The organism is Methylocystis sp. Se48 (assembly GCF_056269425.1).
In genome coordinates this window covers 3,503,456-3,523,219 of record NZ_CM149850.1, presented here as the reverse complement: position 1 = coordinate 3,523,219, position 19,764 = coordinate 3,503,456, and the positions used below count along the sequence as shown (strand labels likewise).

Annotated in this window: 17 protein-coding genes; 6 read left to right on the top strand and 11 right to left on the bottom strand. The window is 65.3% G+C overall.

Features of this window, described 5'->3' with window-relative positions; all coding sequences use genetic code 11:
- Positions 1-16 precede the first annotated feature (16 nt).
- From ACV959_RS17130 to ACV959_RS17105, 6 genes are read right to left on the bottom strand one after another with little or no spacing between them, the layout of a single operon-like run.
- The gene (locus ACV959_RS17130) at positions 17-1,156 is read right to left on the bottom strand and encodes an acyl-CoA dehydrogenase family protein (protein WP_475739705.1); all 1,140 of its coding nucleotides are present in this window, start codon (positions 1,154-1,156) and stop codon (positions 17-19) included.
- Positions 1,157-1,182: 26 nt separating this feature from the next.
- Positions 1,183-2,145 (bottom strand): hydroxymethylglutaryl-CoA lyase, encoded by a 963-nt coding sequence (locus tag ACV959_RS17125; RefSeq protein WP_475737751.1) that lies wholly within the window; start codon positions 2,143-2,145, stop codon positions 1,183-1,185.
- A complete protein-coding gene (locus ACV959_RS17120; RefSeq protein WP_475737750.1) occupies positions 2,142-4,124 on the bottom strand; it encodes an acetyl/propionyl/methylcrotonyl-CoA carboxylase subunit alpha in 1,983 nt (660 codons plus the stop codon). The genes ACV959_RS17125 and ACV959_RS17120 overlap by 4 nt, the downstream gene beginning before the upstream one ends.
- A gap of 1 nt (position 4,125) precedes the next feature.
- Positions 4,126-4,917, bottom strand: a complete 792-nt coding sequence (locus ACV959_RS17115; protein WP_475737749.1) for an enoyl-CoA hydratase-related protein — start codon at positions 4,915-4,917, stop codon at positions 4,126-4,128.
- A gap of 6 nt (positions 4,918-4,923) precedes the next feature.
- Complete coding sequence (locus ACV959_RS17110; RefSeq protein WP_475737748.1) at positions 4,924-6,531, bottom strand: carboxyl transferase domain-containing protein; 1,608 nt, start codon at positions 6,529-6,531, stop codon at positions 4,924-4,926.
- 36 nt (positions 6,532-6,567) lie between these two features.
- Positions 6,568-7,737: an isovaleryl-CoA dehydrogenase gene (locus tag ACV959_RS17105; protein WP_475737747.1), complete on the bottom strand. Its 1,170-nt coding sequence runs from the start codon at positions 7,735-7,737 to the stop codon at positions 6,568-6,570.
- A 195-nt stretch (positions 7,738-7,932) separates the two neighbouring features.
- Here ACV959_RS17105 and ACV959_RS17100 point away from each other — a divergent pair, with 195 nt between their 5' ends.
- The 6 genes from ACV959_RS17100 to ACV959_RS17075 all read left to right on the top strand — a co-directional run bounded on the left by ACV959_RS17100 (position 7,933) and on the right by ACV959_RS17075 (position 13,871).
- Positions 7,933-8,511 carry a TetR/AcrR family transcriptional regulator gene (locus ACV959_RS17100; protein WP_475737746.1) on the top strand — a complete coding sequence of 193 codons (579 nt, stop codon included), beginning with the start codon at positions 7,933-7,935 and terminating at the stop codon, positions 8,509-8,511.
- A 69-nt stretch (positions 8,512-8,580) separates the two neighbouring features.
- On the top strand, positions 8,581-8,850 hold the full coding sequence (locus ACV959_RS17095) for a DUF4242 domain-containing protein (RefSeq protein ID WP_475737745.1): 270 nt from the start codon (positions 8,581-8,583) through the stop codon (positions 8,848-8,850).
- Positions 8,851-8,878: 28 nt separating this feature from the next.
- A complete protein-coding gene (gene mtoX / locus ACV959_RS17090) occupies positions 8,879-10,177 on the top strand; it encodes a methanethiol oxidase (protein ID WP_475737744.1) in 1,299 nt (432 codons plus the stop codon).
- Positions 10,174-10,896 carry an SCO family protein gene (locus ACV959_RS17085; RefSeq protein WP_475737743.1) on the top strand — a complete coding sequence of 241 codons (723 nt, stop codon included), beginning with the start codon at positions 10,174-10,176 and terminating at the stop codon, positions 10,894-10,896. Before mtoX ends, ACV959_RS17085 begins: the two co-directional genes overlap by 4 nt.
- A 4-nt stretch (positions 10,897-10,900) precedes the next feature.
- The gene (locus ACV959_RS17080; protein WP_475737742.1) at positions 10,901-11,971 is read left to right on the top strand and encodes a cytochrome-c peroxidase; all 1,071 of its coding nucleotides are present in this window, start codon (positions 10,901-10,903) and stop codon (positions 11,969-11,971) included.
- Positions 11,972-12,143: 172 nt separating this feature from the next.
- Positions 12,144-13,871, top strand: coding sequence for a PepSY domain-containing protein (locus ACV959_RS17075; protein WP_475737741.1), 1,728 nt, complete (start codon positions 12,144-12,146; stop codon positions 13,869-13,871).
- On the opposite strand, the gene ACV959_RS17070 is transcribed toward ACV959_RS17075, so the two are convergent.
- From ACV959_RS17070 to ACV959_RS17050, 5 genes are all read right to left on the bottom strand, one after another.
- Positions 13,840-15,165, bottom strand: coding sequence for an APC family permease (locus ACV959_RS17070; RefSeq protein ID WP_475737740.1), 1,326 nt, complete (start codon positions 15,163-15,165; stop codon positions 13,840-13,842). The two genes, ACV959_RS17075 and ACV959_RS17070, sit on opposite strands and share 32 nt — an antisense overlap.
- Complete coding sequence (locus ACV959_RS17065) at positions 15,162-15,833, bottom strand: class I SAM-dependent methyltransferase (protein ID WP_475737739.1); 672 nt, start codon at positions 15,831-15,833, stop codon at positions 15,162-15,164. Before ACV959_RS17065 ends, ACV959_RS17070 begins: the two co-directional genes overlap by 4 nt.
- Before the next feature lie 127 nt (positions 15,834-15,960).
- The gene (locus ACV959_RS17060) at positions 15,961-16,731 is read right to left on the bottom strand and encodes a class I SAM-dependent methyltransferase (protein ID WP_475737738.1); all 771 of its coding nucleotides are present in this window, start codon (positions 16,729-16,731) and stop codon (positions 15,961-15,963) included.
- 27 nt (positions 16,732-16,758) lie between these two features.
- Positions 16,759-19,197 (bottom strand): TonB-dependent receptor domain-containing protein, encoded by a 2,439-nt coding sequence (locus ACV959_RS17055; RefSeq protein ID WP_475737737.1) that lies wholly within the window; start codon positions 19,195-19,197, stop codon positions 16,759-16,761.
- 75 nt (positions 19,198-19,272) lie between these two features.
- Positions 19,273-19,671, bottom strand: coding sequence for a hypothetical protein (locus ACV959_RS17050; protein WP_475737736.1), 399 nt, complete (start codon positions 19,669-19,671; stop codon positions 19,273-19,275).
- Between the last annotated feature and the right edge of the window lie 93 nt (positions 19,672-19,764).

Genomic DNA, 19,764 nt, shown 5'->3' with positions numbered 1-19,764 from the left:
AAGCCGCGCGCGCCCGTCATGCGCCCGCGTCATCCAGAAGACGCCGCGCCACGATCAGGCGCATGATCTCGTTCGTTCCCTCGAGGATTCGGTGGACGCGTAAATCCCGCATGATTTTTTCGATTCCGTAATCGGCGAGATAGCCGTAGCCGCCATGCAGCTGCAACGCGCTGTCGACAACCTCGAATCCGGCGTCGGTGGCGACGCGCTTCGCCATGGCGCACAAAGCCGTCGCGTCTTCTGCTCGAGAGTCGAGCGCGACGGCGGCGCGCCACAACAGGGCGCGGGCGGCCTCCAGCTGCGTCGCCATATCCGCGAGGCGAAACTGCAACGCCTGAAACGCGTCGAGCCGCCGGCCGAACGCTTTTCGCGTCTGGAGATAGGCCAGCGTTTTCGTCAGCGCGGCCTGTGCGCCGCCGAGCGAACAGGCGCCGATGGCGAGGCGGCCTCCGTCGAGCGCAGCCATCGCGATTTTGAATCCGCCGTCCTCGGCGCCGAGCAGATTTTCCGCCGGAATCCGGCAGTCGTCGAAAATGACCGCCCGCGTCGGCTGCGCGTTCCACCCCATCTTGCGCTCATTGGCGCCGAGCGAGAGCCCGGGCGTCCCCCCTTCCACGAGAAAGGCCGAAATGCCTGCGGCGCCCTTGCCGCCGGTGCGCGCCATCACGACATAGAGATGGGCGTCGCCGCCCGCCCCGGCGCCCGAGATGAACTGTTTCTCGCCCGACAAAACAAAAGCGTCGCCGTCGCGGCGGGCGCGCGTGCGCAATGCGGCGGCGTCCGAGCCGCAGCCCGGCTCCGTCAGGCAATAGCTCGTGAGCGTCTCCATCGACGCGAGTTTCTGCAGCCATCGTCGCCGCTGCGCCTCCGATCCATAGGCGTCGATCATCCAGGCGCACATGTTGTGTATCGAGAGATAGGCCGCGACAGCGGGACAGCCCGTCGCCAGAGCTTCGAAAATCAGCGCAGAATCCATGCGGCCAAGCCCCGCGCCGCCGTTCTCCTCGCGAACGCAAATCGCGGCCATGCCCAGAGCGGCGGCGGCGCGAAGGGTCTCCGCCGGAAAGAATTTGTCCCTGTCCCAATCCAGCGCGAAGGGGGCGAGTTCGTCCCGCGCGAAATCCATCGCGGCGGCGTAGATTGCGCGTTGTTCCACTGTGAGGCCCGATAGCGAATGGCTGGTCACCGCGCGTCCTCATCCTGTCGGCTGAGATTTGGCGTGGCGCGGGGGAACGGCAAGCCTGCGCGCCGCGCCGCATGGGCGCGGGCTACCCGGCTTTCCGGCGCGCGTCCAAGAGTTCGCGATATGAAATCGCTGGCGTCGAGCAGCCGGTCGAGATCGACGCCCGTTTCGACGTCGCAGCCGCGCAGCATGTAGACGAGATCCTCCGTCGCAAGATTGCCGGTCGCGCCGGGCGCGTAGGGGCATCCGCCGAGTCCGGCCACGGCGCTGTCAACGATTTCGACGCCGGCCTCCAGACAGGCGTAGACATTTGCGAGCGCCTGACCGCAGGTGTCGTGGAAATGAACAGCGAGCCGATCGAGCGGAATTTCTCGCGCGACCTTCTCCACGAGCCGCCGCGCGGCGAGCGGCGCGCCGACGCCAATCGTATCGCCGAGCGAAATCTCGTCGCACCCAAGCTGATTAAGACGGCGCGCGACATCGACGACCCGTGCGCTGTCGACGGCGCCTTCGTAAGGACAGCCGAGGGCGCAGGACACATAGCCGCGAACGCGAAGGCCCGCGCGCCCCCCCTCCGTCGCGACCTCGGCGTATCTCTCGATGCTCTCGTCGATTCCGCAATTGAGGTTACGGCGCGAAAAACTCTCCGAGGCCGCGGCGAAGACGGCGATCTCCGCAACCGGCGCAGCGAGCGCGGCGCGAAGCCCCTGCATATTGGGAACGAGAACGCAGAGACGCTTTTGCCGCGCGAGGCGCAGGCGGGACAGAACATCGGCCGTCCCGGCCATTTGCGGAACCGCCCGCGCGGAGACGAAACTGCCGGCCTCGATGATGCCGAGCCCCGCGCGCGCGAGAAGCTCGATGAGCCGCGCGCGCGCCTCGACCGGCAGGGCGACGGATTCGTTCTGCAGGCCGTCGCGCGGCCCGACTTCGACGATTCTCACGCGCGCGGGCAAGGTCATGACGCCTCCACAAGATCGACGAGGCGCGCGCCCTCCGCGACGGCTTGCCCTTCGTCGCACATGATCCGCTCGATTTCCGCGTCCCTCGGCGCCGTCACGGTGATTTCCATTTTCATCGCCTCGAGCGCGAGGATCGGCGCGCCTTTCCGGACATGATCGCCCGCCTTTACGAAGAGGCGGATGACGCGCGCCGGCAAGGGCGCCGACAGCGCCGCTTCATTCGTCTGCTCCTCCCGCGGCGGCGCGAGCGGGTCGATCCGCTCAAGGACATGATTGCGTCCCTTGCAGATGACGACATAGCCCGTCGCGCGCCGAACGACGCTGACGTCGCGCCGCGCGCCGTCCACAAAAAGGCTCAGCCTGTCGCCCGCCCATCGGACCCGAACGACCTTGCGCATCGCGGACATTCGGATCTCGAAGACGTCCTGCGAAATCGGAAATACGGCGCCGGACAGCGTCCGGCCGTCGCAGGCGAATGACATCTCCAGCCCGGCGCGACCGTAAATCCGCCAGCCGTCCGCTGCGTCCCAAGGCGAACAGGTTCCGCCGCCCCCCGGGGCGCAACGCACTTCCTCGAGCCGGGCGGCGGCCCCGGCCGCGAAGATCAGGCCCTCGTCCGCCTGCCCGGAGAATTGCTGTCCTTCGGTCAGACACTCGACGACCTGCGTATCGTAATCGGCGGCGATGAACCGCGCGTCGCGAGACAGTTCCCGCAGCAGTTCGAGATTGGAGGCGACGCCGACGAGTTCGACCGATTCGAGCGCGTTCCGCAATCTGGCCGCCGCCCTCTCGCGGTCTTCGCCCCAAACAATGAGCTTGGCGAGGAGCGAATCGTAAAAGGGCGATACGCGGTCTCCCTGTCGAACGCCCGCGTCGATACGCAGGTTCGGCGTCTGCTCGGGGAGCCGCAAGTGAGTGAGCGCGCCGGCGGCGGGAAGAAAGCCCCGCGCCGGATCTTCCGCGCAGATTCGCGCTTCCATGGCGCAGCCGCGCGCGTCGATTTCCTGCTGCCGTAAGGGCAGCGGTTCTCCTGCCGCGACGCGAAACTGCCATTCCACGAGATCGACGCCGGAGATCATCTCGGTGACGGGATGTTCGACCTGAAGACGCGCATTCATCTCCAGAAAATAGAAGGCGTCTTTCTCGACGAGGAATTCGACCGTTCCCGCGCCCGCGTAGCCCGCCGTCTCCGCTGCGGCGAGGGCGGCCGCGCGCATGGCCTTGCGAAGAGCCGGCGGCAGCCGCGGCGCCGGCGTCTCCTCGACGATTTTCTGGTGATTGCGCTGAAGGGAGCAGTCCCGCTCCGCGAAGGCGACGACGGCGCCGCGGCTGTCGCCGAAAATCTGAACTTCGACATGACGCGGGCGCATGACGAGTCTTTCGAGGAGCAGCCGCCCGTCGCCGAAGGCGGCGAGCGCTTCGCGCCTTGCGCTTTCCAGCGCGGACGGAAGCTCTTCCTCCCGCCGCGCGACGCGCATGCCCCGCCCGCCGCCGCCCGCCGACGCCTTGACCAGAATCGGAAAGCCGATCCACGCCGCCGCAGCAGCAAAAGTCGCGGCGTCCTGCGCGTCGCCGTGATAGCCCGGCAAGACGGGGACGCCCGCGCGCGCCATCAGATTCTTGGCCTGCGCCTTGTCGCCCATCATCCGCATCGCGGACGGCGGCGGTCCGATGAAGATCAGGCCGGCTTCCCGGCAGCGCTCCGCGAAGGACGCGTTTTCGGACAGAAAGCCATAGCCCGGATGAATGGCTGCGGCGCCGCTGCGCAGCGCGGCGTCGATGATTTTTTCCGCCGCCAGATAGCTTTCGCGCGCGGCGGCGGGGCCGATCGAATAAGCTTCGTCCGCCATTTCGACATGAAGCGCGTCCTGGTCAGCCTCCGAATAAACGGCGGCCGTCGCGATCCCCAGCCGTCGCGCGGTCCGGATGACCCGGCAGGCGATTTCGCCGCGATTGGCGATGAGGATTTTGCGGAACATCTCACCCGTTCCCGCGCCCGCGCCAGTTCGGGGCGCGTTTTTCGAGAAAACCGCCCAAACCCTCGAGACCCTCCGCTGAAGCGCGGCGCTCGGCGAGAAGCCGCGCCGTCTCCCGCGTCAGCGGCTCGCCCGGCGCGCGCTCGACGCAGAGCGAGACGAGACGCTTCGCCTGCGCCTGCGCTTCCGGCGCGCCGAGAAGCAGCGCCCCGACGACGCGTTCGCGCGCCTCCGCCAGCGCGCCGTCCGGAGAAACCTCGTGAACAAGCCCCATCCTCAGCGCGTGATCCGCGCGAAGGATTTCCCCGCCAAGAATCAGCGCGCGCGCCTGCCGCGCCCCGATCGCCCTGACGACGTAAGGGCCGATGACCGCCGGGATCAGCCCCAGTCTCACTTCGCTGAGGGAGAATTTCGCGCTTTGCGCGGCAATGGCCACGTCGCAGCAGGCGACAAGCCCGACGCCGCCGCCGAAGGCCGCTCCCTGCACGACGGCAACCGTCGGCTTCGATAGCCGATCCAGCGCGTGGAACATTTCTCCCAGCGCAAGTGCGTCCTTTTCATTGAATTCCGGCGGCGCGGCGGCGGCCCGCAGCATCCATTTCACGTCGCCGCCCGCGCAGAAATCCTCGCCGGCTCCCGTGAGCGCGACGACTCTGACGTCGCGCGCCGCGTCGAGCCGGCGCAGCGCCGCCGTAAGCGATTCGACCAGCGCGCCGTCAAGCGCGTTGCGTCGCTCGGGCCGGTCGAGCGTCAGCGTCGCTACGCCTCTGTCGTCGATCGTCTCCAGCAGATTCATGCAGCCTCACATGCGGAAAAGACCGAATCGCGTCTTCTCTTTCGGCGCGCCGCTGGCCGCAGCCAACGCCAACGCCAGGACACGGCGCGTATCCAGCGGATCGATCACCCCATCGTCCCAAAGGCGCGCGCTCGAATACAAGGGATCGCCCTGCCGTTCATACTGGGCGCGAATCTGCGCAGCGAAAGCCGTTTCGGCGTCCGCCGGCCATTCGTCGCCGCGCGCTTCGATCGATTTGCGCCGGACGCGCGACAGCACGGCGGCGGCCTGCGCGCCGCCCATGACGCTGACCCGCGCGTTCGGCCACAGCCAGAGAAAATGCGGCGAATAGGCGCGGCCGCACATGGCGTAGTTGCCTGCGCCGAAACTGCCGCCGATGACCACGGTGAATTTCGGCACGGCGGCCGTCGCGACGGCGGCGACCATTTTCGCGCCCTCTTTCGCGACGCCCGCCGCCTCAAACCTGCTCCCGACCATGAAGCCCGTCGTATTCTGCAAAAACACGATGGGCGTCTCGCGCTGGGCGCAGAGCTCGATGAAATGCGTCCCCTTCAGCGCGCTTTCCGGAAACAGGATTCCGTTGTTCGCGATGACGCCGACCGGATAGCCCCAGATGCGTGCGAAGCCGGCGACCAGCGTCGCGCCATACAACGCCCTGAACTCGTCGAAGTCGCTGCCGTCGACGAGACGCGCGATGACGTTCCTGACCTCGAATTGCTTGCGAAGATCCGTTGGCGAGATTCCATACAGTTCGCCTTCGTCATAACGCGGCGACTCCGGCGCGCAGCGGCCCGTGGACGCGGCCGCCGGCGCGGGGAGACGCGCGACGATGTTTCGCGCCAGAGCGAGCGCGTGCGCGTCATTCTCCGCCATATGGTCGGCGACCCCGGAACGGCGGCAATGAACGTCGGCCCCGCCCAGTTCTTCCGCCGAAACGATTTCTCCCGTCGCGGCCTCGACCAGCGGCGGTCCCCCGAGGAAGATCGTTCCCTGGTTTTTCACGATGATCGTCTCGTCGCACATTGCGGGCACATAGGCCCCGCCGGCCGTGCACGATCCCATGACCACTGCGATCTGCGCCACGCCGTCAGCGGACATGCGGGCCTGATTGTAGAAGATGCGGCCGAAGTGATCGCGATCGGGGAAGACCTCGTCCTGCATCGGCAGATTCGCGCCGCCGGAGTCGACGAGATAAATGCAGGGCAGCCTGTTTTGCGCCGCGATCTCCTGCGCGCGCAGGTGCTTTTTCACCGTCATGGGATAATAGGCGCCGCCCTTCACCGTGGCGTCATTCGCGACGATCATGCATTCGCGACCCTCGACGCGTCCGACGCCGGCTACCACCCCAGCGCAGGGCAGCCCGCCTTCATACATGTCGTGAGCGGCGAAGTGGCCGATCTCGAGGAAAGGCGACAGCGGATCGACCAGCGCGTCGATCCTTTGACGCGCGAGCATTTTGCCGCGAGAGAGATGCCGCGCCCGCGCCCCGTCTCCGCCGCCGTCTCTGATGGCGTTCGAGATCGCCTGCAAGCGCGCGACGAGCGCCGACATAGCCGCGCGATTGACCTCAAAATCGGCCGAGCGCGGGTCGACCGACGCGTCAATGACCGCCATCGCTTTTCCTCCGGCGACAGTCCGGGAACCGCGCCATCAGGCCGTTTCCTGATAGAGCTCCCTCCCAATCAGCATGCGTCTTATTTCGCTCGTCCCGGCGCCAATCTCGTAAAGTTTCGCGTCGCGCAGCAGGCGGCCGGCGGGATAGTCTTCCGTATAACCGTTGCCGCCAAGGCACTGAATCGCCTCCAGAGCCATCCACGTCGCCCGTTCGGCGGCGAAGAGGATCGCGGAAGCCGCGTCCTTGCGCGTGCAGCGGCCGACATCGCATGCGCGGGCGACAGCATAGACATAGGCCTTCGCGGCGCCGAGCGCGGTATACATGTCGGCGAGCTTGCCCTGCATCAATTCGAATTCGCCGATCGGCTGGCCGAACTGCCTGCGTTCATGAACGTAAGGAAGAATCACGTCCATGCAGGCGCGCATGATGCCGATGGGGCCGCCCGCCAGAACCGTGCGCTCGTAATCCAGTCCGCTCATCAGGACGGCGGCGCCCCTCTCGGGGCGGCCGAGAACATTCTCGACCGGCACGCGGCAGTCCTCGAAAACCAGTTCGCCCGTGTTCGACCCGCGCATGCCGAGCTTGCGAATCTTGCCCTCCGCGCGAACGCCTTCGAATGATTTCTCGACGATGAAAGCGGTGATGCCGCGCACGCCGGCGGCCGGATCCGTCTTCGCGTAAACGACCATGACGTCTGCGTCGGGACCGTTGGTCACCCACATTTTACGGCCGTTGAGGACATAGGCGTCGCCGCGCTTTTCCGCGCGCAGGCGCATATCGGCGACATCCGATCCCGCGCCGGGCTCGGACATCGCCAGCGCGCCGACGAAGTCGCCAGAGACGAGGCCCGGAAGGTAACGGCGCTTTTGCTCCCGCGAGCCGTTGCGGTGAATCTGATTGACGCAGAGATTCGAGTGAGCGCCATAGGACAGGCCGACCGACGCGGAGGCGCGGCTTATTTCCTCCATCGCCACCACATGTTCGAGATAACCGAGTCCCGCGCCGCCGTATTCTTCCGCGACAGTGACGCCGAGGACGCCGAGCTCTCCAAGCTTTTTCCAAAGATCGGCGGGAAAAGCGTCATTCGCGTCGATTTGCGCCGCGCGGGGCGCGATTTCGCGGGCCGCGAACCTCTCGACCTGGCGCCGCAGAATGTCGGCCGTCTCGCCAAGGTCGAAGTCCATGACCGGGGTAAAGTGGCGCATGGCGCCTCTCTCCTCTCCGCCGAACGGCGGCATAATGGCTATATTTCCTTTGGGAGGCGGGTTTCAAGCGGCGGTCCGCCACATGAACGGCCAACGAAAACTTGTCTGGTCGCAGAGTGACGCCGCGCGACTCGCGGGCGGCGCTTGTCAAATGAGACGACTGGTCATATATTAGCAAATATGAGCAGACGGGACGTGAAAGAACTTCGGGAGAAGCTCCTCGACCAGGGAGTTTCGCTCCTCATGGATCAGGGCTACCACGGGACCGGCCTGCAGGAGATCGTGCAAAGCGTCGGCGTGCCGAAAGGGTCGTTTTACAATTACTTCCCCAGCAAGGAGGCGTTCAGCGCCGCGGTCGTCAAACATTACATCGACCCGTTCATCAAGCAGCTCGACGGCTATCTTCAACGCAAAGACCTCGCCGCGGACGGCGCATTGCGCGCCTATTTCGACGAACTCATCGCAGAGACGGAACGGCGCAATTTCAAGGGCGGCTGCCTGCTCGGCAACCTCATGGGCGAAATCGGCGACACGAGCGAATTGGCCCAGACCTCCCTGCGCGAGGCCGTGCATCGGTATCGCGACAAGCTTCGCGAAGGAATCGCGCGCGGCCAGCGCGAGGGGCGTTTCCGCAAAGACATGGATGCGAAGGACATGGCGGATATCGTCGTGAATCTCTGGCAAGGCGCCTTGCTGCGCATGAAGATCGAACGGTCCGTGCGCCCCCTCACGCAATTCCGGGACATGCTGCTGAACGGCTACTTCCGGGCGTGATTTTTTTTGCCCTTAAACAAGATGACCGGTCATATCAAATGCCGCCCTAGATGAATTAAAGGAGCGAACATGCCGAAATACATCATCGAACGCGAGGCGCCCGGAGCGGGCCGGATGTCGGCCTCGGAACTGCGCGCCATGTCCCAGAAGTCCTGCTCGGTCGTCGAAAGGATCGGACCGGACCTCCAGTGGATCGAAAGCTTCGTCACCGACGACAAGCTCTACTGCATCTACATCGCCGCCAATGCCGACCTCATTCGCGAACACGCAGCGCTCGGCGGCTTCCCCGTCAACCGCATTAGCGAAATCAGAACGATCATCGACCCTGCCGCCGTTTAGGCGACGGACGCAAGAGAGGGAGGAGAAAATGAAAACCCGAACGAACCGCGCCGCATCGGGACTGTGCGCATTGAGCGCCTTGGCCATCACGGGCGCCGTCGCGTCCGCCCGGGCCGACGAGACCTGCAATTCGCCGTTCATGACCGGCCTCATCAAGGGTCAGGAACAGTTTCTTCACGTCTGGACGCTCGGCGAAAAAGGGGTTGGCGACGAGTCCGACAAGCTCGTGACGATCGACGTCATTCCCGGTTCGCCCACTTACGGCAAGGTCATCCACACGCTTTCCGTCGGCGGCCGCGGAGAGGCGCATCACATGGGCTTCACGGACGACCGCAAATATCTTTGGGCCGGCCGGCTCGACGACAGCAAGATCTTCATCTTCGACGTCGGCTCCGATCCCGCCAGGCCGAAGCTCGTCAAGACGATCGACAACCTCGCCGAGAGCACCGGCTATGTCGGCCCGCATACGTTCTACGCCCTGCCCGGCCGCATGCTCGTGCAGGCGCTGTCCAACAAGAAGGATCACGGCGGCGTGACGGGCCTGATCACCTACAACAACGCCGGCGATCTCGTCGCGACGACGCCCATGCCGCTGAACAATGGCGGCGACGGCTACGGCTACGACATCGCGATCAATCCCGGTCAGAACCGGATGCTCACCTCGAGCTTCACGGGCTGGACAAATTACATGATGGATCTGTCCCAGCTTATCCAGGACGGCTCCGCGATGAAGAATTTCGGCAACTCAATGGTGTTGTGGGATTTGAAGGCGATGAAGCCCGAAAAGATCTTCTCGGTCCCCGGCGCGCCGCTGGAAATCCGCTGGGCGCTGAAGCCCGGCGCGGATTGGGCGATCACCGCCGGCGCGCTGACCTCGAAGCTCTATCTCGTCAAGCAGGACGAGAACCATCAGTGGCAGGCGAAGCCCGTGGCCGATATCGGCGATCCGGCGAAGATTCCGCTGCCCGTTGACATCTCGATCTCCTCGGACGCCTCGTCCCTCTGGGTCAACACTTTCATGGACGGCACGGCGCGGCTCTTCGATCTCTCCAATCCCGAGGCGCCGAAGCAGGTCTATTCCAAGAAAATCGGCGCGCAGGTGAACATGGTCTCGCAAAGCTGGGACGGGAAGCGCGTCTATTTCACCACCTCGCTTCTCGCCAACTGGGACAAGAAGGGCGCCGACAATGAGCAATTCCTGAAGGCCTATTCCTGGGACGGCAAGGAGCTGAAGGAAGATTTCATGGTCGACTTCCACAAGGAGGGACTCGGACGAGCGCATCACATGAAGTTTACTGCGCGCGCGCAGAAGGCGGAATTGCCGTGACGACGCCCGGCCACAAAGCGAAGAGCGCGCATGCGCTCTTCGTTCTGCTCTGTGCGGCGATATTCGCCTGCGATACGGCGGCGGTTTCCGCTCGGGCCGCAGAATCCGCAGCCCCGGCCGTCGCCAATCTGCCCGCGCCCGGAACCTACGTGCTGCATCGCATTCAACGCGCCCCCGACGCGCAATTGCTCGATGGCGACGGACGTTCGGTCGACCTGTCCAGCCACGTGACCGGCGCGGTGACGGCGCTCGGCTTTTTTTACGGACATTGCGAAGACGCGGCCGGTTGTCCCGTCGCATGGTCGACCTTCGAGGCGGCAAGAAAGGCGGCGGCGGCCGATCCGTTGCTCGCGCGAAATTTGCGCCTCGTCTTCGTGAGCCTCGACCCGTCGCGCGATACGCCCGCCGTTCTGAAACTCTATCAATCGGCGGAAAAAGACGACGGCGCGCCGCCCTGGTTCTTCCTGACGGCGAAATCCGAAGAAAGTCTCTCGCCGCTCCTGCGAGCGATGGGGCAGGACATTGACTACGAACGCGATGGCGCGGGACGGCGAACAGGCGCGATCAATCACATGCTGAAGGTCTTCCTGATCGACCCCGACGGATGGGTTCGCGAGATCTACAGCACGGCCTTTCTCACCCCGGAAAACCTCTTGAACGACGCCCTCACGGTCGCGCTCTCATTTCCTGACGCGCGCGCCGGGCGAAAGGAGCAGTGACGCGATGGCGACGGGGCGCGGCTATCTCTTCCTCCTCCTCGCGTGCCTGTTCGCAGGGCGCGGATTCGCGGAAGCGCAAGAGATCGTCGCGCCGCGCGGCCTGCCGCCCGTTCCGGCCGCAATCGCCGGCTCTCCCGCCATGCGGGCGCTCGGCGAAAAGCTGTTCTTCGATCGCAGCCTCTCCGTCAATGGCACGCTGTCCTGCGCGATGTGTCACATACCCGCGCAGGGCTTCGCATCAAACCAGAGCGCGCTCTCCATCGGGATGGAAGGACGCTCTCTTCGGCGCAACGCGCCGTCGCTTTACAACGTCGTTTTCAAGCGCTTCCTCTTTCACGACGGACGCGAAACCGATCTCGCCGCGCAGGTCTGGGGGCCTCTCCTCGCGCCCGACGAGATGGGAAACACGGGAATCGGACCGCTCCTCGAACGGCTTCGCAAAGACCCCGATTACGGCCCCGCCTTCAGCGCCGCCTTTCCCGGAGAAGGCGTTACGATGGCGACGCTCGGCCGCGCCATCGCGGCCTATGAATCGAGCTTGTTGCGGGGCGACAGCCGTGTTGATCGCGCGCTGTTCGGCGACGACAGATCGGCGCTGACGGCGCAGGAATGGCAGGGCTACGACGTCTTCGTCACGAAGGGCGGGTGCGCCGCCTGCCACGCGATTGGCGCCGAGAGCGCGCTCTTCACGGATCAATCCTTCCACAATACCGGCGTCGCCTTCCGGGAGCGCGGCGGCTCTGAACGGATCAAGGTCGAGCTGTCTCCCGGCGTCGTCAAGGATGTGAGCCTTTTGGCGATCGGCCTCGGCCAGTCCGCGCCGCGCAACGACGTCGGACGCTTCGAGATTACGAACGACCCCGCCGACCGCTGGGCCTATGCGACGCCCATGCTGCGCGGCGTGAAGGACAGCTGGCCCTATATGCACGACGGCAGCCTGAAGACGCTCGACGAGGTCGTCGACTTCTATGATCGCGGCGGCGGCTCCAATCCCGCGCTCGATCCGAAGATCAGGCCGCTCGGCCTTTCGGAGAGCGAGAAGGCCGCGCTCGTCGCTTTTCTCAAATCGCTTTGAACCGGCAGGGCGCGCGTCGTCCGTCGCCGGTCGTCGCGCGCGTCCTGATCCGAGCGATGACATCAGCCGGGCGCTATGCGATCCGCGAGCGCGGCGGTAAAAGGAAATCCTTCCAGATCGAGCCGCGCGCGGGCGGAGCGGCGGTTCGATTTCGAGATTCGAAGGAGGCCCTATGAACGAACAGCCCCGCATCGCGCTGCCGCGCGACAACCACCCCATTCCGGAACGCGCTACAAATCGGAAGTCCCCGTTGAACGATGTGCGTCCGACGCGAAAGCGGGGGCGAAATTCGCCGCTCTATCGCTGGGCTTTCACGATTCACAAATGGGCGGGGCTGTTCGGCGCAGCCTGGCTCGCCGTGCTGGGGCTCACCGGCTTTTTCCTGAGCAACGACGGATGGCGATGGCTGCAACAGGCCAGCGCCCCTTCTTCGCTGACATCGTCGCAGCTCGCGCAAAACGCGGCCCGGAACGTCATACGCGCGCTTCAGATCGACCCGGAAAATAGCGCGTTGCGCATCGCCGCCGGTCCCCGCGGCCTCTGGCGGACGACGGATGGCGGCGCGGCATGGACCCCGACGCGGTTCGAGGACGACGCGCGCCCCCAAATATTCGCAATCGAAGCCGATCCGGCGCTCGGCTGGAGCCGGCTCTGGATCGGTTCGGACGAGGGGCTCTACGTCTCGACCGATCGCGGCGAGACCGCGACGCTAGCGGGACTCGCCGGCGAACGGGTGACCGCGCTCTCGCGCGGCGCGGCCCCGGCGGAAATGCTCGGCGTCATCGATAAGACGAAGGTCTTCCGATTCGACCCCGACGCGCCGTCGAAGGCCGAAACGCTCGCTCTCGCACCCTTGCCGGAAGAGGCGCGGCCGACGGAGATCCGTCTGCACCGATTTCTGCGCTCGCTGCATTTCGGGCGCGGCCTCTTCGAGGCCCCGACGTCGCGCCTCGTCAATGAGGCGGGCGGACTGGCGATGTTCACGCTGGCGATCACGGGGCTTCTCTATTGGGGATTTGGCAAGTGGTGGCGCATGCAGGCGAAGGCCGGCGCGCGCGGCATGACGCCGGAGGCCAAACGCACGACGACCGCCTGGCTCTATCGCACGCACGCCGCGACCATCGGGATCGTCTGTTCGCCCATCCTGCTTTATCTCGCGCTCACCGGCGTCGTAATGGATCACGACAGGGAACTCGGCGGATGGCTGCGTAGCATCGTGACGCCAAAGGCGATGCTGACGCCGGCCTTCAAACTCGCGTCGTGGGATGAGCGGATCGACGCGCTCATTGGCTATCCGGACGCGCCCGGCGCGTTCTCGGTCGGCAACATGTACGGGATGTTCACCACGGCGGATGGCGGCAAGAGCTGGGCGCGCGAGGAAGACGGACATGGAAGGCCCATCGGCGGCGCAAGCCGCATGCGTCGAATCGGCGACCGCGTCGCGATCATGGCGGGCAATGCAACGACCGCCCTCATTCGCGGCGACGACTTTTCCTTCCACGAGGCGTCGCTCGCGCCCGCCGACGGCATGGGCGCGAAGCCGATGGCGCGGGCCGGCGGCGAAGGCGCGCCTGCGGGCCCGCCCATGCGCATGATCGCGGGCGGCGGCATGGACGCCCGTCTTTTCGCGCCTTCCGACGTTTCCGCCTTTGAGGGCGGGCTGTTGTGGCGCACCGCGGCCGGTCTTGTCCTGACGGACGTCGACGGCAATCGCCTGAAGACGCTTGACGCCGCGCAACCGGACGCGCCCGGCGTTCCTATGTTCATGTGGCTGCGCGGCGTCCACACGGGGATGCTGTTCTGGTCGGAATGGCGCTGGGTGAATGACCTCTTCGCGACGCTCGCCGTGTTTCTCACATTGACGGGCGTTATTCGCTGGCAGCGCCAGAAGTGGATGTAGGCTCCTGCTTCGTTCTTGCGCCGGCATAATGCGCGCAAAGGCCAAAGGCGACGAGGATCAGCGCCGCGAGCGCCGATCCTGGCCGCATGACGACGGCGGCGACGGCGATGGCGGCCGTCGCCGCGAGAAAGATGATCGCGGCGCCGAGAAGAGTCGACCTAGGCCGCGACGGCCGCGCAAATTCCTGCTTCAGCCAGCCGACGACGACCGCCGCCGCTGAAAGGCTGAGCGTGACGCCGACGAATTCGAGCAGGTCGCGAAGCCCGGCGCTCCAGATGACGACGAGACACACGGCCGCCTGGGCGAGTATGGCGGTGCGCGGATGATCGCCATGCAGCCTGCCGAAAATCGCCGGCAAGGCGCCGTCGCGCGCCATCTGCGCATAAACGCGCGGACCGCTGATGAGCATGGAGGACGCCGAGGTGACGAGCGCGAGCGCGATGAGCGCGCTCAATCCCCGTTCCGCCTGAACGCCGCCGAGCGCCCGCGCCGCGACGGCTCCGGACTCCGCGACCCCGGCCAGGGCGTCGATGGGCGCGCTATACAGGATCGCGGCGCTGACGCCGAGATAGAGCGCAATGACGAGCACGGTCCCCGCATAAAGCGCGCGGCGCACCGCCGCGCCGCCGCCCTCGACGTCGCCGGTCACATAAACGGCGGCGTTCCAGCCCGAATAGGCGTAGGAGATCCAGACGAGGGATCCGCCGAAGGCGAGAAGCGAGAAAGGCGCGCCCCCCGGCGCCGCCGCGCCGCCGATCCCCCGCACGACATGGGGCGCGCCGAAGGCGATGAAGATCGCGATTGCGAGAACCTTGATCGCGACGGCGACATTCTGCAATTGCACGCCTGCGCGCGGCGCAAAGGCGTGCGTCAGCCCGAGGCCGACGATCAGGAGCGACGCGACCCATGGCGCAGTCGACGGCGCTGAAACGACGCGCGCGAAATAGAGCTGAGCGCCGAGCGCCGCGGCTGCGATCGGAGACGTGAAGCCGGCGACGAGAGAAACCCATCCCGCGGCAGTTCCCAGCGCGGGATGAAGCGTATGTCTGAGGAAGGCGTATTCTCCGCCCGATTGCGGGTAGCGCGCCGCAAGATCGGCGTAGATCGCGACCCCGGCGAGAGCGTAAAGCCCTCCGATCAGCCAGGCGGCCATGACGTAGGAAGGCGCGCCGAGATCGGCGAGCGCGAAACCGGAGGTGGTGAACACCCCCGTGCCGATCGTATTGGCGACGATTAGCGCGATCGCGCCGCGCTCGTCGAGCAACCGCTCGCGCGGCGCGGGTTCATGCGTCATTGCGCGCTCTTCTTGAAAATGGCGATGAACTGACGGGGCAGAAAGTCTGGCGCCGCGACGAGCGCGAAGCCGGCTTTCTGCATGATCTCCACGCATTTTTCAAACGATGGACGGCGATCCTTGGGAGGACCCATCCGCTCGTCCGGCCGGGCCAGGATGAGGGCCACGCGGCCATCCGGCTTCAGCTGTTTTTTGAGCTTCGTGAAGTAGGCGTCCGCATCCGGGAACTGGCCATAGGCGTTGACGAAAAGCGCAAGGTCCAGCGGCTCGGGAAATTGCGGATCGACGATCGTCACCGGCGTGGCGATCAAATTGGGCAGATTCTCGCGTTTCGCCCGCTCGGCCAGAAACTCGACCATTTTTGGCTCCGCGTCGGCCGCGAAAATCTTTGCCTCCGGCAGACGGCGGGCGAGGCGCACGCTGAAATAGCCCGTGCCGGCGCCGATGTCGGCGACGCGCGCGTTCTTGGGCAATTTGAGGGCGTCGATGACCTGATCCGGCTTTTGCCAGGCGTCGCGCTCCGGATTGTCGAGCGCCGCCGACCATTTCGCCGTGTCCTTGAAATCGCGCGCCGGCGCCCAGGACGGCGACTCGTTCTGCGCCTGCGTTGCAGATGCGACCAGGTTCGAGCCAAGAGCGAGGAGGATCGTTCTGCGATGAACGCGCATAGAGCCATGCTCCTTGGCCAGGGGCCGGGCGGCCAGAATTCGGGCGGCTGGATGTTTTCGGCAACGGCGCGCCGACGGCGCTACTGAAGCTCAACAGAGCGCCGTCGCTCTAGAACCATAGAGCTCGTTAGGCGCCGCTCTTCTTGAAGACGGCGAGATATTGCCGCGGAAGGAAATCCTGCGTCTCGACGAGCGAATAACCCGCGGCCTTCAATTCCTCGGTCGCCTTCTCGATCGACACGCGATGCTCCTTGGGCGGACCATCCGTGTTCTCCATGCGGAAGTCGATGATCACGAGCTTTCCGCCCGGCTTCAGCGAGCCCTGCAGCCTTTTGAAGTAATCGACGCGATTGCCGATGTGGTGATAGGCGTCGACGAGCAGGATCACGTCGACGGATTCCGGCAAATTGGCGCTGTCCGGCGCGGCCTGCACCGGGGTGATGTTGGCGAGGCCTTCCTTCTTCGCGCGCTCGCCGAGATAGCGGACCATGTCCTTCTCTATGTCCGCCGCGTAGACCTTGCCCTGCGGGACGCGCTTTGCGATGCGCACGCTGAAATAGCCCGTGCCGGCGCCGATGTCGGCGACCAACGCATTCGGCGCCAGCTTGAGCGCATCGAGCGCCTGATCGGGCTTCTGCCATTCGTCGCGCCGCGGGTTGTCGAACTGCTTGGCCCATTTGTCGGCGTCCTCGAAACGGTGATGATAGCCGCCGTCGCCGCTCATGCCCTTTTGGTCGCCCATTTTGTGGCCGCCCATCGCGCCGTGATCCATGCCGCCGTGATTCATGCCGCTATGCTCCATCTTCGGCATGGAGGGCGCCTCGGCGGGCGCCTGGGCGAGGGCCGCGCCGCCGCCCAGCGTCAGGGCGAGGACGAGGCCAGAGATCGTCTTTTTCATTCGCTTTTCCTCCTTGGCGCGAAAATTTCAGAACTTGACCTTCATGCCGGCGACGATGGCGCGCGGCTGACCGGGCAGTATATTGCCGTCCGTCACGCGCAACCCGGCAGGCGTGATGACCCCGTTGGTGACGGTGTCGTTGATGGCGAAGGAGGCCGCCGCGTAGGGCGTGTCGATGAGGTTGCGCCCTTCGACATAGGCGCTGAAGCTTTTGGCCCAGCCATAGCCCCAATCGCTGTCATAGTGCAGGTTGACATTGACGAGGCCGTAACCGGGCGACCAGATCGTATTATAAGGGTTCAGCGCATGCGCCGAGCGGAAGACATATTCCACATAGGCGCCTAGCCCCTTCATTTGCCCGGCCGGAACGTCATAACCCGCCCGCGCCGTCAAAGTGTGCGCCGGAACGTTGGGAATGCGCTTGCCCGAGCGGTCGAAGACATAGCCGCCGGTGACCGAGTCCTGGAAGTTCGTGAAGAAGTGGCTGTAATAGGTATGCGCCGCAAAGAACCGCCATCCCTCGATCGGCCGCCAGTCGATCGCCGTCTCGACGCCGCGGTGGATCGAGGCCGGGATGTTCGTCACATAGTTCTGCAGCTGCGGCGCCGGCCCAACCTGAGAGAAGTTCTCGTTCCGGTACCATTCGTTGTAGAAGGTGACGTTCGCCGTCAGGGTTTCGTTCGGCGTCCATTCGACCGAGGCGTCCGCGCCCATATTGGTCTGCGCCTTCAGGGCCGTGTTCGGCCCGGCGCCGGTGGGGGTATTGGTCAGGCTGTCGAAAGGCGGCGTCCCGTACCCCACGGCATAGCGGGCGCGGAACTGCCACTCGGGGCTATATCGCCAGGTGAGCGAGGCTTCCGGCGCCGTGTTCCAATATTCGTTGTCGACGGCGAACATGGTCGGCGGCTGCCAAAGGCCCGCGGCCGTATAGCGGTTGACGCGAATGTCGCCATAGACCCGGTTCCAGTTCGAGCTGAACCCGACGACGCCCGTCAGGCCGTGGCCGAATTCGATTTCCTGTCGCGCGCGCAGGGCGAGGTTGCGGGTATGGGCGTCGACTTCGCCCGCCCAGGCGCCGCGCACGCCGTAATGCCAAGCGTTTGGAACGCGCGCGTGCTGAATGTCCGACTGCTTGCTCTCGTTGTAGATGAAGCCGAGATAGCTCAGCGAGGGCATGCCGAAGATCGCCCCGTGATGGGTGAGGTCCAGGCGCGCGTCCCAATTGTTCGTGCCGCCCATCAGATCGACGGGCGCGCCATAATTGCCGGCCGGCGGGGGCTGGGCGCCGGCGAGAATCTCGCGCAAGTTGAACGCGCCTTGCGCCCGCACCGTCGTGCCCTGGCCGAAGTCGTGCTCGTAGCGCGCGCCGACGATGTGCTGCTGCGTGTGGCCGTGGATGCCAAGCGACTCGTAACTCTGCGGGCGCAACCCATTGGGGTTGTTCGGCTGGTTCGGTATGCCCCAAATGCCGTTTCGCGGCGCGGTGCGCAAGACGCAGAAGGGGCTGTTCAGAGCGGCCGCGAGCGGACATCCGTAGCCGTATTGATACGGGTTAGCGTAAAACTGCAGCAGGGAGAACGGGCCGTTCTGGTCGCCGAAGGTATTGTTGAACATATATTTGAGTGTGAATCGATCCGTCGCCGTCGGCGCCCATTTAGCGAGGAGATTGACCGTCTGCGCCTCGGAGTTCTGATGCGGAACAAACCCATCGGAGCGGTTGTCCGACGCAAAGAGCGAGACGTCGAATTCGCCATAGGCCGGCGTCGTGACGCGCTTTCCCGCGCGCACGAAATTCTTCACGTAGCCGAAGCTGCCGCCCTCCGAGCCGATTTCCACGCCGTCGAGCTGCGCGCCCGTGTAGGACTTGAAGTCGACGCCGCCAAAGACGGCGAAATTGCCGAGAAGCGCGGAAGACGCGCCGCGATAGACCTCGACGCCGCCGAAAGCGTGGGGATCGAGGGCGGCGGTGCGGGTAAAGCCGTCGGCCGAGGTGACGGGGAAACCATCCGACAGGACGACAATGTCCCGCAGCGCGAAGTTGCGTCCGATCGCGCGCGCGTTCGGGTTGTTGGCCGAGCCGCGGATGGAGATGATCGCTTCGCCGCCCTGGCCGAGCGTCGTCACGGCGACGCCGGGGGAGAATCGCAGCAGGTCGCCAAGCCCCGACTGCGGCGATTGGCCGATATATTTCATGAAAGGCGTGTTCAGATTCGTGACCGCCTGCCCTGTCGGCTGGTCGAAGACCGAGGCGCGCAGAATCGGGCTTCTCGGCTGCGGCGACGCGGCTGCGGGAGACGCCCCTCGAGCCTCAACCGGCCCCCGCGTCGAAGCGCGCGAGGGCGCGGACGCCTGCGTCCGGGCGCCGCCGATATCGATCGTCGGAAGGTTCTGCTGTGCATACGCCTGCGAAACGCAAAGCGCTATCGTGGCGAGGCAAACGCCTCGCATGAGGTTGGTACGGGACATAGGTTCTCTCCTGACGCGGAGACCATCCGCGCGGTTGGACACGGCTTGCGCGGCGAGCGGCCGCGCGACGCTCGATCAGGAGAGAACTGGAGGGGCTCTGGAAGCCCAGGACGTCGCCCATCCGCTGGTCGGAAAAGGATCGTCGCCCGGCGTCCTGTAAACAGCATGCGCGTCGTCGCCCGGCGTCAATTCGTCTATGACGCTCGCAAGAGCGGAGGCGATGAAAAGGAGAATCCTGCCGCTGTGACGGTCGCAACCCGCAAGGCAGCAATGCGACGCGTGGGAGTCCTTCTTGACCGGATGCTCCTCAGGCTGCGCCCCGCAATCGGCTTGCGCCTGAATCGCGCTCGCCGCCGCGGCGCCGCCGTTGCCGATCGCGCTGGAGAGATTTTGGAAAACGAACAGACAGGCGAACATGGCGACGATCGCCATGCGCAGGACGCGCCATCCCTCTGTTCGTTTGATTCTCCTCATGAACGATCTGTTAAAAGAGTGGGAGCGAGAGCGTCAACACGCTTTGCGCAAGGCCATGGGCCGATTCCGAAAAGCTGACGATCAAAAAAAGCA

Coding starts and splice junctions, on each gene's coding strand:
- ACV959_RS17075 (WP_475737741.1), top strand. CDS start 12,144: ATGAACGAACAGCCCCGCATCGCGCTGCCGCGCGACAACCACCCCATT.
- ACV959_RS17055 (WP_475737737.1), bottom strand. CDS start 19,197: ATGTCCCGTACCAACCTCATGCGAGGCGTTTGCCTCGCCACGATAGCG.
- ACV959_RS17115 (WP_475737749.1), bottom strand. CDS start 4,917: ATGAATCTGCTGGAGACGATCGACGACAGAGGCGTAGCGACGCTGACG.
- ACV959_RS17060 (WP_475737738.1), bottom strand. CDS start 16,731: ATGAAAAAGACGATCTCTGGCCTCGTCCTCGCCCTGACGCTGGGCGGC.
- ACV959_RS17095 (WP_475737745.1), top strand. CDS start 8,581: ATGCCGAAATACATCATCGAACGCGAGGCGCCCGGAGCGGGCCGGATG.
- ACV959_RS17110 (WP_475737748.1), bottom strand. CDS start 6,531: ATGGCGGTCATTGACGCGTCGGTCGACCCGCGCTCGGCCGATTTTGAG.
- ACV959_RS17050 (WP_475737736.1), bottom strand. CDS start 19,671: ATGAGGAGAATCAAACGAACAGAGGGATGGCGCGTCCTGCGCATGGCG.
- ACV959_RS17080 (WP_475737742.1), top strand. CDS start 10,901: ATGGCGACGGGGCGCGGCTATCTCTTCCTCCTCCTCGCGTGCCTGTTC.
- ACV959_RS17065 (WP_475737739.1), bottom strand. CDS start 15,833: ATGCGCGTTCATCGCAGAACGATCCTCCTCGCTCTTGGCTCGAACCTG.
- ACV959_RS17105 (WP_475737747.1), bottom strand. CDS start 7,737: ATGCGCCACTTTACCCCGGTCATGGACTTCGACCTTGGCGAGACGGCC.
- ACV959_RS17125 (WP_475737751.1), bottom strand. CDS start 2,145: ATGACCTTGCCCGCGCGCGTGAGAATCGTCGAAGTCGGGCCGCGCGAC.
- ACV959_RS17120 (WP_475737750.1), bottom strand. CDS start 4,124: ATGTTCCGCAAAATCCTCATCGCCAATCGCGGCGAAATCGCCTGCCGG.
- ACV959_RS17070 (WP_475737740.1), bottom strand. CDS start 15,165: ATGACGCATGAACCCGCGCCGCGCGAGCGGTTGCTCGACGAGCGCGGC.
- mtoX (WP_475737744.1), top strand. CDS start 8,879: ATGAAAACCCGAACGAACCGCGCCGCATCGGGACTGTGCGCATTGAGC.